We start from the raw sequence: 16,159 nt of genomic DNA, 5'->3' as shown, positions 1-16,159 counted from the left end.
CCCATCCTGCTCGCGTCACCAGGGCTCCTCCACCTTGATAAGGTCCCGGCGCAGCGCCTCTTTGCGCAGTCGCTGTTCCAGCAGCAACACCGGGGGGGAGGGTGGCAGGGGCATTGCTGCTGCCTGCTGAGCTGCCGATGGTTCGGGCTGCTTGCTGTTGCTGGTATCGGGAGCGGCGGTCGCTCCACCCTGTAACAGAGAGAGGTTATAGAGCGCATCTTCATGGCCGGGCTCCAGTGCCAGAGCGGCCAGATAGGCCTCCTTGGCCGAGGCAAACTCCCCCAGCTGCAGCAGGGCATTGCCGCGGTTGTAGTGGGCGGTGGCGCTCGCAGCTTCCTGATAGGCTGAGATAGCTTGCCGATAGGCACCGGCTCGATACCAGGCGTTACCGCGCCAGACTGGATCGTTGAAGGTGCGGGCGGCCCGCTGAAAATCCCCCTCTTGATAAGCCTGCATCGCTTGCAGGTCTCCTCTCTCTGTTGCTTGCAGATCTTGTGGCGCAAGCAGCTGCGCTCCCACCATCAGCGCCATCATCAACCGGGCGCCGACTCTGGCCAGCAAGGCGAGCGGTAACAAGGGGAGCAGCAACCATGGGCCAAGATCCAGTGGCGCCGGGGTGAGGGCCGAGGTAGTGGTGGGCAGCGGTGCAAAGCGGGGGGCGTCGCTGCCAAGCCACTGCAGCTCACCGCCGAGGCGATTGGCCAAGGCGGTAATGGCCTGACTATCGGGGGCGGGCAACTGAGCGGGCATGCGGGTGGCAAACCCCAACTCATTGGCCGGAATGGCGGGCATGGGGGCCGGTTGACCACTGCTGGCGAGCAGAATATCGAGGCGTGCCGACTGGGTGTCGCGGCAGAGAAGGCGTTGCTGGCAGGGCCACAGAGCAGCGATTTGGGTCATCTGATTCTGGGTGAGGCCGTCGGTGATCAGCAGCAGACGCGCTTGTTCTCCAGGGGCGAGCTGCTTCATGGCAAGTTCCACCGCCCGTGCCGGGTTGCTGCCCTGCAGCGGCATGATATCGGGGCGCAAGTCGGGCAGTAGCAGCGAAAGGGCTTGATGATCCCGGGTTGGCGGCATGGCGAGGTAGGCATCGCCTGCGTAGAGGATAAGTGCAATCCGTTCACCCTTGGCGCGGCTCAGCAACTGCTGCAATTGCCATCTGACCCGGGTCGCCCGATCCGGTTTGAGGTCGGTGGCGGTCATCGAGCGTGACAAGTCGAGCAGCCAGATATCGAGTGGTGCCGCAGGCTGCTGTTGCTGCTCGCCGCGCAGTGCGGGGCCACTCAGGGCCAAAATGACGGGCAGGGTTGCCAGCCAGAGCCAGGGGCGCTGAGGACGGGAGGTTGGCAGCAGATAAGCCTGCATCACAGGTGCGAGCAGCGGGGGCTGGCGACGACGGTGCCACCCTTGCCAGAGCCAGGGGATGAATGCGATCAGCCACAGGGGACGGAGCAAGATCAGCTCCATCTGCGCGTGCCTCGTGCCAGCCAGTTACGCACCATGCGAAACTCCAGTCTGCCGTGCCCTGATGGCAGAAGCAGCAAGCCACAAAGCAGTGCCAACGGCCAGGGGTAGAGCTCGATCACAGGCTGGTACTGGGCAATCGGCATAGGGGCAGGTTCAAGAGCATTGAGAGTCGCGTTGATGGTATCGAGATCGCTTTGGGTGCGTGCCCGAAAGTAACGTCCCTGGCCTGTCTGTGCCAGCGCTTGAAGAAGCGGCTCGTCCAGTTCGCTGCTGGGATCGGCCTGACCGCTGCCTGCCTCATCATAGGGTTGGATAAAGGTATCGGGATCGGCCCCGACCCCCAGCGTGTAGATCCGTATTCCCTGCGCTGCGGCGAGTTTGGCCTCCTGCAGCGGGTCGGCATTGCCTGCGGTATTGCGGCCATCAGTGACCAGCAGCAGGGCGGTGGGGCGACCAGGATCCCCATGCTGACGTGCCAGCTGGATGGCTTCGCCAAGGGCGGTGGTTCGGCCGACCAGATCAAAATCGAGCTCGTCGCTCAAGTTCAACAGCGCCGGGATCTCCTGAGTGAGGGGAGAGAGCAGGTAGGCGTGATCGGCAAATACGATGAGGCCCACCCTGTCTCCGGCCCGTTTGGCGATCAGCGCCTTGATCTGTTGGCGCACCGCCGTCAGCCGTGCTTGCTGCTCGCCGTTATCGAGCATATCCGGGGTACGCATGCTGTCTGACAGATCCACCGCCAGCAGCAGATCCCGACTCCCTTCATATTGAATAACCGGTTCTCCCCACCACTGGGGGCGGCAGAGGGCGAGGATAAGGGCGCACCAGAGCAGCATGGCGCGCCAGAGCGGTAATCCGGCCTGAGGACGCAGCAGCGCAAACCCGGGGTGAGCCAGATAGCCGCGGCGCAGGGGCGGCAAGCCGAAGCGCACCAGCAAGGGGAGCACCAGCGCCAGCGCAAACCAGGGCCAGGCCAGGATCATGGATGCCTCCGAGCGGTTTTACGCCTCGAGCAGGGGGAGAGCTGGAAGAAGAGGGTTTGACCCCAACGACGATAATGTTGCTGAAGCAGTTCGCACTGCTCGCGAGTCGGGTTTTGGCTGCCATAGAGCCAACTGCTCCAGTAAGACGAGAACTGGCTGAAATCGCTGCCGCCGTGACGATCGACAAAGGCGAGCCACGCCTCTCCCTGCAGCTGGCGCGCCTCGGGCCAGCGTTGCAGTGCTTCATGACGCAGGGCCTCCTGTATGCGTGCCACCAGCAGTGCCGGATCTCCCTCCAGCTGACGACACCAGCGGCGGTAACGTATCACCCTCTTGGCAATCAGGACGATCAGCAGCAGCAATAACGCTGTGATCAATAGCCACAGTAGCGCCTGCACTCTGGGATCAAGACTCTGTTCAATCAGATCTGGCCCCGGGTGGATGTCGCGCATCAGGGCGGCCAGCGGCGGAGTGATGGCCTCGGAGGCTGGACTGGCGCTGTCGAGTTCGGCGGGGGAGATCATCCCTGATGACATAACCCCTCCTGCCACTGCTGTTGCAGCGTCTGGTTGTTATCGAGCAGATAGAGGCGCTGCACCAATGGCAACAGCAACTGCTTGCCGTGGGCCAGTTGCTGTTCGGCAGCTTGCCGGTAGCGGCGGGAGAAACCGGCATGGCCCCCATCCAGCCAGCCCTGATAGTGCTGCCCTGGCCGATCGATAGCCACTGGCAGCTGGCCGTCAGGGGGAAGGGCTGCCTCAAGGGGATCGCGGATCTGCCAATAGTGAATATCATGGCGCCGCGAGAGCAGTTGCAATTGCTGACAGAGCGCCGACTCGCAGGGTCTGTGATCGGTGATGATCGTCAGCTTGGCACCGTGAGGCAGCTTCACGCCGGACAAGGTGTCGGCCAGAGAGTGAGAAAGCGCCCGGCGGGCCAGCCCTTGCTGATAGTGATGGCAGAGGGATTCGAGCAGGGGCAGCACGCTGTCGCGCTGGCTCTGGTGATGGGAGATAAGCCCGTGGCAGATCAGGGTGTTGTGCTGCTTCTCCCCTTGCCAGATCAAGGCTGCCGCCAGCTCGCAGGCGAGGCGCGCCTTGAGCTGCAGTGTGGAGCCGAAATACATGGCGGGAGAGAGATCGAGCAGCAGCCAGTGCGCCTGATCCAGCTCCTCGCTATAGAGGCGGGTATAGGGACGACCGAGGCGTGCGGTCACTCGCCAGTCGATATGGCGTACCTCGTCACCAGCCTGATAGGCGCGCAGCTCTCGAAACGTGAGTCCGGGAGATCGGCCCGGTTTGCCGCGTTCGCTGCTGCTTCTGCCAGCGTGAGGTGGCTTCTTGGCCTTGGCCCAGAGCCGGATATTGAGCAGCCGTGGCAGCGACAGGGCGATATCGGGATGCAGACCGGGTTCTAGGGGCATGGCACCTGATCCAGCAGTTGGGCGATCAGGATATCGTTATCCAGATTGTCGGCCAGTGCCTGATAGCTGGGTATAAGGCGGTGGCGCAGCACCGGATAGGCTTGCAGCTGAATATCTTCCGGCAGCACATAATCTCGTCCGGCAAGCCAGGCTCGGGCGCGGGCGGAGCGAGCCAGTCCCAGCGTAGCCCGAGGGCTGGCCCCCACGGCAATCAATGGCTCAAGGGCAGGGCAAAGGCCGCTACCCGGGCGAGTGGCGCAGACCAGCTCCACCAGATAGTGCTCCAGTCGGCTTTGCATGGTCACCGCCAGCACTTCGCTGCGGGCACGCTGCAAGCTGGTCTGACTCAGGGTCACTGGTGCCGCGCCAAGCTGTTCGCCGCTGGCATTGAGCTGCAAGATGGCGAGCTCCATGGTGGGGCTCGGGTAATCCACCATTAACTTGAGTAGAAAGCGGTCGAGCTGGGCCTCCGGCAGGGGATAGGTTCCCTCCTGCTCGATGGGGTTCTGGGTGGCGGCCACCATAAAGAGGGGTGGCAGCCGCCAGCTCTTTTTGCCCACGGTGATCTGGTGTTCGGCCATGGCTTCCAGCAGCGCTGATTGCACCTTGGCCGGCGCCCGGTTGATCTCGTCCGCCAGCACCAGATGGTTGAATAGGGGGCCTGGCTGGAAAACAAAACTGGCATCCTGCGGGTGAAACACCTCGCTGCCGGTGAGATCGGCGGGTAGCAGGTCGGGGGTAAACTGGATACGGGCAAAGCGCCCCTCAACGGCGCCAGCAAGCGCCTTGACGGCGCGGGTTTTGGCAAGGCCGGGGGCCCCTTCGATTAACACATGTCCTTCACATAACAGGGCAATCAGGAGCCCTTCTATTAGCTCCTCCTGCCCCAGGATCTGACTGCCAAGATAGTCCCTAAGTGCTCTGAACTCGGCCGCTGCCATGCGATAAACCCGTTGTTTTTATGGAAGTTGATCTTTTTATACTCCAGTTGCTCCCCAAGGGCGAGCAAAGGGGCCTTGCCGTGCTTAATTTAGTTTCAATCAGCTGTATGAAACTTGTGATTGGATTGTTAAGATGTGGCGCAATGAGGTCAGACCTCTGCCTTTTAAACCAAGGAGCCAGGATGAAACAGCCATTGAAACTGACGACTCGCCAGGGCGAACGGATTGCCGTCGTGGCGGGGCTGCGTACCCCCTTTGCCAAGCAGGCTACCGCCTTTCATGGCGTGCCTGCAGTCGATCTCGGCAAACTGGTGGTGAGCGAGATGCTCGCCCGTACCGATCTCGATCCCAAGCTTATCGACCAGCTGGTGTTTGGTCAGGTGGTTCAGATGCCGGAAGCCCCCAACATTGCCCGCGAGATCGTGCTCGGTACCGGCATGAGCGTCAATACCGATGCCTATAGCGTCTCCCGCGCTTGCGCCACCAGTTTTCAGGCGGTGGCCAACGTCACCGAATCCATCATGGCCGGTACCGTAGACATCGCCATCGCCGGCGGTGCTGACTCCTCCTCCGTGCTGCCTATCGGGGTGAGCAAGAAGCTGGCTCGCGCCTTGGTGGATCTCAACAAGGCGCGCAATCTGCAGCAGCGCTTCAATATTCTGCGTCAGCTGCGAGTCAAGGATCTGCTGCCGGTGCCGCCCGCTGTGGCGGAATATTCGACCGGCCTCTCCATGGGGCAGACCGCTGAGCAGATGGCCAAGAGCCACCAGATCAGCCGCGAGGCGCAAGATGCGCTGGCTCATCGCTCCCACACCCTGGCCGCGCAGGCTTGGGCCGATGGCAAGCTCAGCGGTGAGGTGTTTACCGCTCATGTACCGCCCTACAAATCACCGCTCGAGCGGGACAACAATATTCGTGAAAGCTCGGATCTCGCGAGCTACGCCAAGCTCAAGCCGGTGTTTGACCGGGTCCATGGCACAGTCACTGCTGCAAATGCCACCCCGCTCACTGACGGCGCCGCTGCCGTGCTGTTGATGCGCGAAGGGCGGGCGAAAGAGCTGGGCCTCGAGCCGCTTGGTTATATCCGCAGCTTCGCCTTCTCGGCCATTGATGTCTGGCAAGACATGCTGATGGGGCCCTCCTACGCTACGCCGCTGGCGCTGGACAGAGCCGGAATCACGCTCAGCGATCTGACGCTTATCGACATGCACGAAGCCTTTGCCGCCCAGACGTTGGCCAACCTCAAGATGTTTGCCAGCCACGAGTTTGCCCGTGACAAGCTGGGCCGCGATCAGGCCATCGGCGAGGTGGACATGGAGAAGTTCAACGTCCTCGGTGGTTCGCTGGCCTATGGCCACCCCTTTGCCGCGACCGGTGCGCGGATGATCACCCAGACCCTGCACGAGCTGCGTCGTCGCGGTGGGGGATTGGGGCTCAACACCGCCTGTGCGGCGGGTGGATTGGGCGTGGCTATGGTGTTGGAGGTTGAATGATGAGCGCTAAGACTTTTTCCCTGGATGTTCGCAAAGATGGCATCGGCATCCTCACCATGGATGTGCCGGGCGAGAGCATGAATACCCTGAAAGCCGCCTTTGTCGAGGAGATCCGCTCCGTACTGGACGAGGTAAAACGCAACAAGGATTTGATCGGGCTGGTGATCACCTCCGGCAAAAAGGACTCCTTCATCGCTGGTGCTGATATCACCATGCTGGCCGCCTGCACCAGTGCCAAGGATGCCGAGACCCTGTCACGAGAAGGGCAGGAGATCTTTGCCGAGATCAAGGGGCTGACCATTCCGGTGATCGCCGCCATTCATGGTCCCTGCCTCGGTGGCGGGTTGGAGCTGGCGCTGGCCTGTCATGGCCGTGTGGTGACCGATCACGGTAAAACCGTGCTGGGATTGCCGGAAGTGCAGCTCGGCCTGCTGCCGGGCTCTGGCGGTACCCAGCGTCTGCCGCGCCTTATCGGGGTGGCCAAGGCGCTGGATCTGATGCTGACCGGCAAGCAGGTGCGGGCCAAACAAGCCAAGAAATTGGGGCTGGTGGACGATGTGGTGCCACCGTCCATTTTGCTGGATGCTGCCATCAAGCTGGCCAAGAAGGGCAAACCGCGCCATCAGTTGAAACGGGATCTGCAGGGCAAGGTGCTGGAGACCAACAAGCTGGGTCGCAAGGTGCTGTTCGATCAAGCCAGCAAGGGGGTGAAAGCCAAGACCCGTGGCAACTACCCGGCGCCGGAGCGGATCCTCGAGGTGGTGCGCATCGGCGTGGAGGAGGGGATGAAGGCCGGTTTGGCCGCCGAATCCCGCCACTTTGGCGAGCTGGTGATGACGGCTGAGTCTGCCGCTCTGCGTTCTATCTTCTTTGCCACCACCGAGATGAAGAAAGAGGTCACCTATCAGGGAGCCGAGCCGCGCAAGGTGGGCCACGCGGCCGTGCTGGGCGGTGGTCTGATGGGGGGCGGTATTGCGTTCGTCACCGCTACCAAGGCGGGCGTGCCGGTGCGGATCAAGGATGTGGCAAGCGCCGGGATCGGCAATGCCATGCGCTACAGCTATGACATTCTGGCCAAGAAGCTCAAGCGTCGTCACATCTTGCGCAGCGAATTGGAAAAGCAGATGAGCCTGTTGACCGGCACCCTCGACTACTCCGGTTTCCACCGGGTCGACATGGTGGTGGAGGCGGTGTTTGAAGATCTCGCGCTCAAACACCAGATGGTGAAGGACGTGGAGCGTGAGTGTGGTGAGCACACAGTGTTTGCCTCCAACACCTCCTCCCTGCCCATTAACCAGATTGCGGCAGAGGCGGCGCACCCAGAGCGAGTCGTGGGGCTGCACTACTTCAGCCCAGTGGACAAGATGCCGCTGGCGGAGATCATCCCCCACGCTGGCACCAGTGCCGAGACGGTCGCGACCACCCTGGCTTTTGCCCGTGCCCAGGGCAAAACCCCCATCGTGGTGAAGGACGAAGCCGGTTTCTACGTCAACCGCATCCTGGCGCCCTACATGAATGAGGCGGCAAGACTGGTGCTGGAAGGGGAGCCGGTGGAGGTGCTGGATAGCGCGCTGCTGGACTTTGGCTTCCCGGTTGGCCCCATCACCTTGCTCGATGAGGTGGGGATCGATGTGGGCGCCAAGATCTCCCCCATTCTCGAGAAAGAGCTGGGCGGCGAGCAGTTCCAGGCGCCCAAGGCGTTCGACAAGCTGCTGCAAAATGATCGCAAGGGACGCAAGAACGGCAAGGGCTTCTATCTCTATGGCAAGGCGGCACCGCGCAACAAGCTGACTGGCAAAGAGGGCAAGAAGACGGTGGATGAGAGCGTCTATGGCGTGCTCGGCATCAAGCCGTCTGCCAAGCTGGCTCGTCAGGAAATCGCCGAGCGCTGCGTGTTGCTGATGCTCAACGAAGCGGCGATGGCGCTAGATAGCGGTGTGGTGGCGTCGGCTCGTGATGGTGATATCGGTGCCATCTTCGGCATCGGTTTCCCGCCTTTCCTTGGCGGCCCGTTCCGTTATATGGACACGCTCGGGATCGATCATCTGGTTGGCCGTCTGGAGTATTACCAGAAGCGCCACGGCGACCGGTTCGCCCCCTGTGCCTGTCTCAAGGCGATGGCCGCAGAGCAGCAGACCTTCTACTGATAACCGCTGCAGATTGACCGCAAGGCAAAGAGGCCTGCACCCCATGCGGGCCTCTTTCTATGTTGTGGTTTGTTCCGGTTGTGCTGCGATGATGCAAGCAGAGGCAAACGCTGATAAAAAACGGCCCACCGAAGTGGGCCGTCGAGATATCACGTCACGGATCAGATCCCCGGTTTGCGCTCCGGGCAGCGGCCGATAATATCGGGTGGCAGTTCACCGTTGTCCTGCTCCAGCACTACATCAAACCCCCACAGCTGATGGAGGTGTTTGAGCACCTCATGGCGTGAGTCGCCAAGGGGTATGCGGTTGTGGGGCACATAGCGCAGGGTGAGGGAGCGATCCCCCTTCACGGCAACGTTGTAGACCTGAATATTGGGTTCCAGATTGCTGAGGTTGTATTGGGCCGACAGGGTATTGCGCACCTGACGGTACCCTTCGTCATTGTGGATGGCGGAGACCTTCAGATAGTTCTTCAGATCGTCGTCATCAATAGCGAACAGCTTCATATCCCGCATCACTTTCGGGCTTAAGAACTGGCTGATAAAGCTCTCGTCCTTGAAGTTCTGCATGGCAAAGTGGAGGGTTTCGACCCAGTTGCTGCCGGCATAGTCGGGGAACCAGTATCTATCTTCCTCGGTCGGGTTCTCGCAGATGCGGCGCAGGTCGGTAAACATGGCAAACCCCAGCGCATAGGGGTTGATCCCCGAGTAGTAGCGGCTGTTGTAGGCCGGTTGATAGACCACGTTGGTGTGGCTGTGCAGCACCTCCATCATGAAGCGATCGCTCAGCTTGCCCTCGTCATAGAGGTGATTGAGGATGGTGTAGTGCCAGAAGGTGGCCCACCCCTCGTTCATCACCTGGGTCTGCTTTTGCGGATAGAAATACTGGCTGATTTTGCGCACTATTCGTACCACTTCCCGCTGCCAGGGCTCCAGCAAGGGGGCATTCTTCTCGATGAAGTAGAGAATGTTCTCCTGGGGCTCTGCGGGGTAGCGCCTGTCCTCCACACCAGCGGCTTTATGCTGCTTGGGCAGGGTACGCCACAGCTCGTTGACCTGAGTCTGCAGATAATCTTCCCGCGCCTTCTGGCGCCGTTTCTCCTCTGCCATCGAGATCTTCTGGGGACGCTTGTAGCGATCCACCCCGAAGTTCATCAGGGCATGGCAGGAGTCGAGCAGCTGCTCCACCGCCTCGATGCCATGCTTCTCTTCACACTGGGTGATGTAGTTCTTGGCGAACAGCAGGTAGTCGATGATGGAGGAGGCATCGGTCCAGGCCTTGAACAGGTAGTTGTTTTTGAAGAAGGAGTTGTGGCCGTAGCAGGCGTGTGCCATCACCAGCGCCTGCATCGGCATGGTGTTCTCCTCCATCAGGTAGGCGATGCAGGGATCGGAGTTGATGACGATCTCGTAGGCCAGCCCCATCTGGCCGCGCTTGTAGTTGCGCTCGGTATGGATAAAGCGCTTGCCGAACGACCAGTGCTGATAGCCGATGGGCATGCCGACGCTGGAGTAGGCATCCATCATCTGCTCGGCGGTGATCACCTCGATCTGGTTGGGGTAGGTGTCCAGCTTGTAGAAACGGGCGACCCGGGCGATCTCCTGGTGATAGGTCTCCAGCAGATCGAAGTTCCAGTCTGGTCCGTCATCCAGTGGCGCTACACGTTTTTCTGTTTCGATCATGTGACCTCCTCACGCCGCTTGTTTCTTGAACAGCTCGCGGAACACCGGATAGATATCCTCGACCTTGCGAATGTGCTCCATCGCAAAGTGGGGGAACTGGCTGGCTACCGACTCATATTCGTGCCACAGGGTCTGGTGGGCACGGGTGGTGATCTCGATGTAGGAGTAGTACCGCACCCTTGGCATGATGTCCCGCGCCAGAATTTCACGGCACTGCGGTGAGTCATCAGCCCAGTTGTCACCATCCGATGCCTGCGCCGCATAGATGTTCCACTGGTTGGCGGGATAACGCTCATTGATGATGTCATTCATCATCTTGAGGGCGCTGGAGACGATGGTGCCGCCAGTCTCCTGGGAGTAGAAGAACTCGTGTTCATCCACCTCCTTGGCCTGGGTATGGTGGCGGATATAGACCACTTCTACGTTCTTGTAAGTCCGGCTCAGGAACAGATAGAGCAGGATATAGAAACGTTTGGCCATCTCCTTGGTGGCCTGATCCATGGAGCCCGAGACGTCCATCAGACAGAACATCACCGCCTGACTGGAAGGGACGGGCCGTTTGACGAAGTTGTTGAATTTGAGGTCGAAGGTGTCAATAAACGGCACCGCATCGATCCGTCGTTTCAGCTCCCTGATCTCCTTCTCGAGCAGGGCTATTTCGGCAAAGTGCTCGTTGGGATCGGTGGCCAGCAGGGCCAGCCGATCTTCTAGTTCATGCAATTGGCGTTTCTTGCCTGCTTGCAGCGCCATGCGCCGTGCCAGCGAATTTTGCAGGGAACGCACCACGTTGATGTTGGCGGGCACCCCGTTTGAGGTGTAGCCCGCCCGATAGGTTTTCACCTCCATCAGCTGGTTGAGCTGGGTTTTCTGCAGCCTGGGCAGCTCCAGGTCTTCAAACAACAGATCAAGATACTCATCCTTGGAGATCTGGAACACGAAATCATCGGCCCCTTCTCCCTGATTGGATGCCTGTCCCTCGCCGGAACCCTGTCCGCCGCCCCCTCCTTTGGGACGGTCAATCTTGTCGCCGGAGACGAACTGGTCATTGCCGGGATGCACCATCTCCCGTTTACCACCGTGCCCCTGATGAAAATGGGGCTCGCCGATATCCTTGGTCGGGATGCTGATGCTCTCGCCCTTGTCTACGTCCTGAATGCTGCGCTTGGAGACAGCATCCGAGACCGCTTGTTTTATCTGCTTCTTGTAGCGGCGGATGAAGCGCTGCCGATTGACAGCGCTTTTGTTTTTGCCGTTGAGCCTGCGGTCGATAAAATGCGCCATAACTCCCCCTTGAACAGTCAGGGTCAGGATGACTTGCGTACCCTGAGATACCATTCGGAGAGCAGTCGCACCTGTTTACGGGTGTAGCCTTTCTCCATCATCCGTTCGACAAAGTTATCGTGCTTCTTCTGCTCCTCGGCCGAGGTTTTGCTGTTGAAGGAGATAACCGGCAGCAGCTCTTCCGTGTTGGAGAACATCTTCTTCTCGATCACGGTGCGCAGCTTCTCGTAACTGGTCCAGTTGGGGTTACGGCCTGCATTGTTGGCCCGGGCACGCAGCACGAAGTTGACGATTTCGTTGCGGAAATCTTTCGGGTTGCTGATCCCGGCGGGTTTTTCAATTTTCTCCAGCTCACTGTTGAGGGACGCTCTGTCAAACAGCTGGCCGGTTTCGGGGTCACGGTACTCCTGATCCTGGATCCAGAAGTCGGCGTAGGTGACGTAGCGATCAAAGATGTTCTGACCGTACTCGGAGTAGGACTCGAGATAGGCGGTCTGGATCTCCTTGCCGATGAACTCCACATAGCGCGGGGTCAGATAGCCCTTGATGAACTCAAGGTAGCGATCGTGCAGCTCTTGCGGGAACTGCTCGCGCTCGATCTGCTGCTCCAGCACATAGAAGAGGTGCACCGGGTTGGCGGCCACTTCCGCGTGGTCGAAGTTGAAGACGCGGGAGAGGATCTTGAACGCAAAGCGGGTAGAGAGACCATTCATCCCTTCGTCTACACCGGCGTAGTCGCGATACTCCTGATAGCTCTTCGCCTTGGGATCGGTGTCTTTCAGGCTTTCGCCATCATAGACCCGCATCTTGGAGTAGATGCTGGAGTTTTCCGGCTCTTTCAGCCGTGACAACACCGAGAACTGGCCCAGCAGCTCGAGGGTGCCCGGGGCGCATTTGGCCTCGGTCAATTCGCTGTTGATCAGCAGTTTCTCGTAGATCTTCACCTCTTCGGAGACGCGCAGGCAGTAAGGCACCTTGACGATGTAGACCCGGTCGAGGAAGGCCTCGTTGTTCTTGTTGTTGCGGAACTGCTGCCACTCGGATTCGTTGGAGTGAGCGAGCAAGATGCCGTCAAAGGGGAGGGCTGAGAGCCCTTCGGTACCGTTGTAGTTACCCTCCTGGGTTGCTGTCAGCAGCGGGTGCAGTACCTTGATAGGGGCTTTGAACATCTCCACAAACTCCATAACCCCCTGGTTCGCTTTACACAGCGCACCTGAGTAGGAGTAAGCATCGGCGTCATCCTGGGCGAAGTGCTCCAGCATGCGGATGTCGACCTTGCCGACCAGTGAGGAGATATCCTGGTTGTTGTCATCGCCCGGTTCCGTTTTGGCGATGGCAATCTGATCGAGGATGGAGGGGTTGACCTTCTCCACCTTGAACTTGGTGATGTCGCCGCCAAACTCGTGCAGGCGTTTGGCCACCCAGGGGGACATGATGGGACGCAGGTAACGGCGCGGGATGCCGTACTCTTTTTCCAGGATCTCCCCATCCTCTTCGATATCGAACAGGCAGAAGGGGTGATCGTTGACCGGTGAGCCCTTAATGCGATAGATGGGCACCTTCTGCATCAGGGATTTGAGTTTCTCTGCCAGCGAGGATTTACCGCCGCCAACGGGGCCCAGCAGATAGAGGATCTGTTTCTTCTCCTCCAGCCCTTGGGCGGAGTGTTTGAGGTAGGAGACGATCTGTTCGATGGCCTCTTCCATCCCGTAGAAATCCTTGAAGGCGGGATAGCGTGCCACGACGCGGTTGGAGAAGAGTCGGCTCAGTCTGGGGTTGGCTGAGGTGTCTACCATCTCCGGCTCACCAATGGCGGTCAGCAGACGTTCGGCTGCGGAGGCGTAGCAGGCTTTGTCCTGCTTACACATATCCAGGAACTCCTGGATGGTATATTCCTCTTCTCTCGCTTTTTCATATCGCTGTTGGTAATGCTCGAATATGCCCATAACTTTGCCCTCGTTATAGTCGCTTACCCTGAAAAAAGTGGATGACTGCTTTTGTGTTGTGCGCTTTTAAAGCCTAGTCAACAGACTCCAGTAATCCATCACGGTTGATAGGTTAAATTCTGAAGAAACCTGCCCGATCCTTGTGCGGGGAGGGTCAGTCAACAACACCGCTATGTTACTGACTGTTAAATTATTTTTGCCACGATAGTGAGGTAAATGTCAAAGACATAAAAAATAAATGTTTATGGGAAACAGGGAACTTATTGCGAAAAGATTAAGGGGTTTGACGAAAGGCAATAGGGCTGCGGGTTGGCGGGGTTATGGATGAGAATGTCATTACGTGAACGTCAACGTAAATCACTTTGTTTGGAGTTTTGGCTCTAATTTTTACATTGACGCTACAATTTGAGTGCCCTAGATTGGCGAGGTGTGAGCAGCAAGATGCTTTAGCAAGAGAGTTGACTGTTGCCTCACCAAGCTCTGTTTAAGCACGTTTCCGTTGGCTTGACCCTCGCAACCGCGAGGGTCTTCTTTTTCTGCGTCTTTAAACGCTTGTTTCTGCTGGTGGCTATTGAAGCCACCAGCACTCATCTATCAAGGGTAGGCTTGTTGCACTGCCGCCAGGACGCGGGCAAACGGGTGCGCGGCCAACTGGCCTGCACCCGCCAGCGATTTGGCCTTGACCCGGCTGGTCAGCGGTGTGGTGATGCCGCACAGGAAACGGGCCAGAACACGAGCATCCACCGAACCTGTCTTGGCAATCAGCGGATCACACCAGGCGCGGATCCCCGCCTCGTTTGGCATGGTCAGTGAGGGTAGGGGAGGGAGATGTGCCACCTCGCCGCGACAAACCGAACAGTGGCCACAATGAACCGGCGCCACCTCATCGGCAAAATAGCGGGCGAGGCGGTGGCTCATGCACTCACTTGAGGTGAAAAAGTCGAGCATGGCTTGCAGTCTGGCCAGCTCACTCTGTTCTTTTTGCAGGAACAGGGCGTGCAGGGCTTTTGCTTCCTGCTCGTTGTCCCATTCCTGACGGGTGATCCGGTAGACCTCGGTCATCTGTTTGCTTTCAAGCTCGATCCAGCCTTGCTGCTGCAGGTAGTCGAGCGCCGCAACGGCCCGCTGCCGTTCCCCCTGATAGCCCTGCCAGAGGGCGTCAAAGTCCATGGTGCACCAGCTGCGCGCTTGCGGGGCGCAGGCGAACAGCTGCTCCAGAAACTGGCGACGATCCGGATTGAAGCGACTCACTATCTCGCCTTTATCCAGCACAAACTTGAAGCGGTAGTCGGCGTAGTAGCTGTAGGCCGGGGTGATGATGCCTGCCATCTCCAGATAGACCAGCAGGGTTTTAAGGGGCAACTGACGGATATTGGTGTCGTTGGAGAGGCGCAGCAGGGTGAATTCCCACTCGCTCCCGCTCTGCTTGATGATGGCAAGGAGCTGGAGGATGGCACTCAAATCCGGCGTATCACCGTAGACGAAGTTCTCCAGCACCGGCAGTTGGCTCTGGTTGGCCAGCACGATACAGCGCGATGGCTGGCCATCTCGTCCGGCGCGGCCAATCTCCTGGCTGTAGTTCTCGATGGATTTGGGCAGATCGTAGTGAATGACCCGCCGGATATCCGCTTTGTCGATCCCCATGCCAAAGGCGATGGTGGCGACGATGCAGTCCACCTTGCCCGCCATGAAGTCGTGCTGGATCTGGCTGCGCAGCGCCGAGTCGAGTCCGGCATGATAGGCGCGGGCGTTGATCCCTTCTCTAATGAGTTGCTCGGCACAGGCTTCTGCGGTGTGTTGCAAGGTGACGTAGACGATGGTGGGGGCCGCCGGATCGTTGGCCAACTCCTGTGCGAGCCAGCTATCCCGCGCGTCGGGCGACAGGGGAATGACTGCCAGATCAAGATTGGGGCGATAGAAACCGGTGACCACGACCCCCTCCGGCGCGATGCCGAATTTGGTCTGCATATCCTGAATCACCGCCGGTGTGGCGGTGGCCGTCAGCAGCAACACCTGCGGGATCTTCAGGTCATGGCGATAGCTCGGCAGCTTGAGGTAGTCGGGGCGAAAGTTGTGGCCCCACTCCGAGATACAGTGCGCCTCATCGACGACCAGCAGCGAGAGCGGCACTTGCTGGATAAAGCGGCGAAAGCGCTCGTTCTTGAGTCGCTCCACCGAGATCATCAGGATCTTGAGCTGGCCATTCAGCGCCTGCTGCATCACTCGTCGGCTCTCCTCTGGGCTCTGGCTTGAGTCGAGGGTGGCGGCGCTTATTCCCTTGCTTTTGAGGAAGGTGAGCTGATCGTGCATCAGCGCCAGCAGCGGCGAGATCACCAGGGTCAGGTGAGGCAGGGCGAGGGCAGGCAGTTGATAACAGAGCGACTTGCCGGCGCCGGTGGGAAAGATGGCGGCGGCACTCTGACCTGCCAGTACCCGGCTGATCACCGCCTCCTGACCTGACCTGAGTGCGGAGAAACCAAAATATTGGTTGAGCAGGGATGGGATCATGGCAAGGCTCCGCGGCAAATGGGTGATGATAGCACAGCGACACGGTCACGGGTGGCACAGGAATGGTCGTGAGGGTAAGGGCAGAGAGTGTCGATAAAACGTACAAAAATGGGTGGTTGCGCTGTGGTTAAGGTTTTGTTGCGGTTTTTTGTGATGGAAACGGGATATTTTTTGGTGAGTCTCTGGAAAAAAAAGATGGCGAATGGGATATTCCGTCATGCAATCCGGTGACTGGCGGATCGGCCCGACAGAAGGCTGGCCACAGACACCACATTCGGGCGACAGGGG

11 protein-coding genes are annotated in these 16,159 nt (G+C 59.3%); 2 read left to right on the top strand and 9 right to left on the bottom strand.

Annotated elements, in window-relative coordinates; genetic code table 11:
* Positions 1-15: 15 nt before the first annotated feature.
* Genes AB5Y99_RS06550 through AB5Y99_RS06530 form a run of 5 tightly spaced genes read right to left on the bottom strand, consistent with a single transcriptional unit; the run spans position 16 to position 4,814 of the window.
* A complete protein-coding gene (locus AB5Y99_RS06550; RefSeq protein WP_368209087.1) occupies positions 16-1,467 on the bottom strand; it encodes a VWA domain-containing protein in 1,452 nt (483 codons plus the stop codon).
* A complete protein-coding gene (locus AB5Y99_RS06545) occupies positions 1,458-2,450 on the bottom strand; it encodes a VWA domain-containing protein (protein WP_368209085.1) in 993 nt (330 codons plus the stop codon). The genes AB5Y99_RS06550 and AB5Y99_RS06545 overlap by 10 nt, the downstream gene beginning before the upstream one ends.
* A complete protein-coding gene (locus tag AB5Y99_RS06540; protein ID WP_368209083.1) occupies positions 2,447-2,986 on the bottom strand; it encodes a DUF4381 family protein in 540 nt (179 codons plus the stop codon). Before AB5Y99_RS06540 ends, AB5Y99_RS06545 begins: the two co-directional genes overlap by 4 nt.
* Positions 2,971-3,873 carry a DUF58 domain-containing protein gene (locus tag AB5Y99_RS06535; protein WP_368209081.1) on the bottom strand — a complete coding sequence of 301 codons (903 nt, stop codon included), beginning with the start codon at positions 3,871-3,873 and terminating at the stop codon, positions 2,971-2,973. Before AB5Y99_RS06535 ends, AB5Y99_RS06540 begins: the two co-directional genes overlap by 16 nt.
* A complete protein-coding gene (locus AB5Y99_RS06530) occupies positions 3,864-4,814 on the bottom strand; it encodes a MoxR family ATPase (protein WP_064341237.1) in 951 nt (316 codons plus the stop codon). Before AB5Y99_RS06530 ends, AB5Y99_RS06535 begins: the two co-directional genes overlap by 10 nt.
* Before the next feature lie 182 nt (positions 4,815-4,996).
* On the opposite strand from AB5Y99_RS06530, the gene fadI reads away from it, so the two are divergent.
* Both fadI and fadJ read left to right on the top strand, forming a co-directional pair.
* Complete coding sequence (gene fadI, locus AB5Y99_RS06525; RefSeq protein ID WP_069526868.1) at positions 4,997-6,307, top strand: acetyl-CoA C-acyltransferase FadI; 1,311 nt, start codon at positions 4,997-4,999, stop codon at positions 6,305-6,307.
* Positions 6,307-8,454, top strand: coding sequence for a fatty acid oxidation complex subunit alpha FadJ (fadJ, locus tag AB5Y99_RS06520; protein WP_368209146.1), 2,148 nt, complete (start codon positions 6,307-6,309; stop codon positions 8,452-8,454). The genes fadI and fadJ overlap by 1 nt, the downstream gene beginning before the upstream one ends.
* A 161-nt stretch (positions 8,455-8,615) precedes the next feature.
* On the opposite strand, the gene AB5Y99_RS06515 is transcribed toward fadJ, so the two are convergent.
* The 4 genes from AB5Y99_RS06515 to AB5Y99_RS06500 form a co-directional block, all read right to left on the bottom strand.
* Positions 8,616-10,136: a SpoVR family protein gene (locus AB5Y99_RS06515; protein ID WP_019445117.1), complete on the bottom strand. Its 1,521-nt coding sequence runs from the start codon at positions 10,134-10,136 to the stop codon at positions 8,616-8,618.
* A gap of 9 nt (positions 10,137-10,145) precedes the next feature.
* Positions 10,146-11,417: a YeaH/YhbH family protein gene (locus tag AB5Y99_RS06510; RefSeq protein WP_005360363.1), complete on the bottom strand. Its 1,272-nt coding sequence runs from the start codon at positions 11,415-11,417 to the stop codon at positions 10,146-10,148.
* Between the two features lie 23 nt (positions 11,418-11,440).
* Positions 11,441-13,363 carry a PrkA family serine protein kinase gene (locus tag AB5Y99_RS06505; RefSeq protein ID WP_005333223.1) on the bottom strand — a complete coding sequence of 641 codons (1,923 nt, stop codon included), beginning with the start codon at positions 13,361-13,363 and terminating at the stop codon, positions 11,441-11,443.
* A gap of 594 nt (positions 13,364-13,957) precedes the next feature.
* Positions 13,958-15,871 carry an ATP-dependent DNA helicase RecQ gene (locus AB5Y99_RS06500; RefSeq protein ID WP_368209078.1) on the bottom strand — a complete coding sequence of 638 codons (1,914 nt, stop codon included), beginning with the start codon at positions 15,869-15,871 and terminating at the stop codon, positions 13,958-13,960.
* Between the last annotated feature and the right edge of the window lie 288 nt (positions 15,872-16,159).

It is taken from the genome of Aeromonas sp. R4-2, assembly GCF_040908295.1.
GTDB lineage: Bacteria > Pseudomonadota > Gammaproteobacteria > Enterobacterales > Aeromonadaceae > Aeromonas > Aeromonas veronii.
This window is presented reverse-complemented; position numbering and strand designations above follow the sequence as displayed.

What these genes read in the sequence shown, in the direction of transcription:
- AB5Y99_RS06550 (WP_368209087.1), bottom strand. Translation starts at nt 1,467, where the DNA reads ATGGAGCTGATCTTGCTCCGTCCCCTGTGGCTGATCGCATTCATCCCC.
- AB5Y99_RS06545 (WP_368209085.1), bottom strand. Translation starts at nt 2,450, where the DNA reads ATGATCCTGGCCTGGCCCTGGTTTGCGCTGGCGCTGGTGCTCCCCTTG.
- AB5Y99_RS06540 (WP_368209083.1), bottom strand. Translation starts at nt 2,986, where the DNA reads ATGTCATCAGGGATGATCTCCCCCGCCGAACTCGACAGCGCCAGTCCA.
- AB5Y99_RS06535 (WP_368209081.1), bottom strand. Translation starts at nt 3,873, where the DNA reads ATGCCCCTAGAACCCGGTCTGCATCCCGATATCGCCCTGTCGCTGCCA.
- AB5Y99_RS06530 (WP_064341237.1), bottom strand. Translation starts at nt 4,814, where the DNA reads ATGGCAGCGGCCGAGTTCAGAGCACTTAGGGACTATCTTGGCAGTCAG.
- fadI (WP_069526868.1), top strand. Translation starts at nt 4,997, where the DNA reads ATGAAACAGCCATTGAAACTGACGACTCGCCAGGGCGAACGGATTGCC.
- fadJ (WP_368209146.1), top strand. Translation starts at nt 6,307, where the DNA reads ATGAGCGCTAAGACTTTTTCCCTGGATGTTCGCAAAGATGGCATCGGC.
- AB5Y99_RS06515 (WP_019445117.1), bottom strand. Translation starts at nt 10,136, where the DNA reads ATGATCGAAACAGAAAAACGTGTAGCGCCACTGGATGACGGACCAGAC.
- AB5Y99_RS06510 (WP_005360363.1), bottom strand. Translation starts at nt 11,417, where the DNA reads ATGGCGCATTTTATCGACCGCAGGCTCAACGGCAAAAACAAAAGCGCT.
- AB5Y99_RS06505 (WP_005333223.1), bottom strand. Translation starts at nt 13,363, where the DNA reads ATGGGCATATTCGAGCATTACCAACAGCGATATGAAAAAGCGAGAGAA.
- AB5Y99_RS06500 (WP_368209078.1), bottom strand. Translation starts at nt 15,871, where the DNA reads ATGATCCCATCCCTGCTCAACCAATATTTTGGTTTCTCCGCACTCAGG.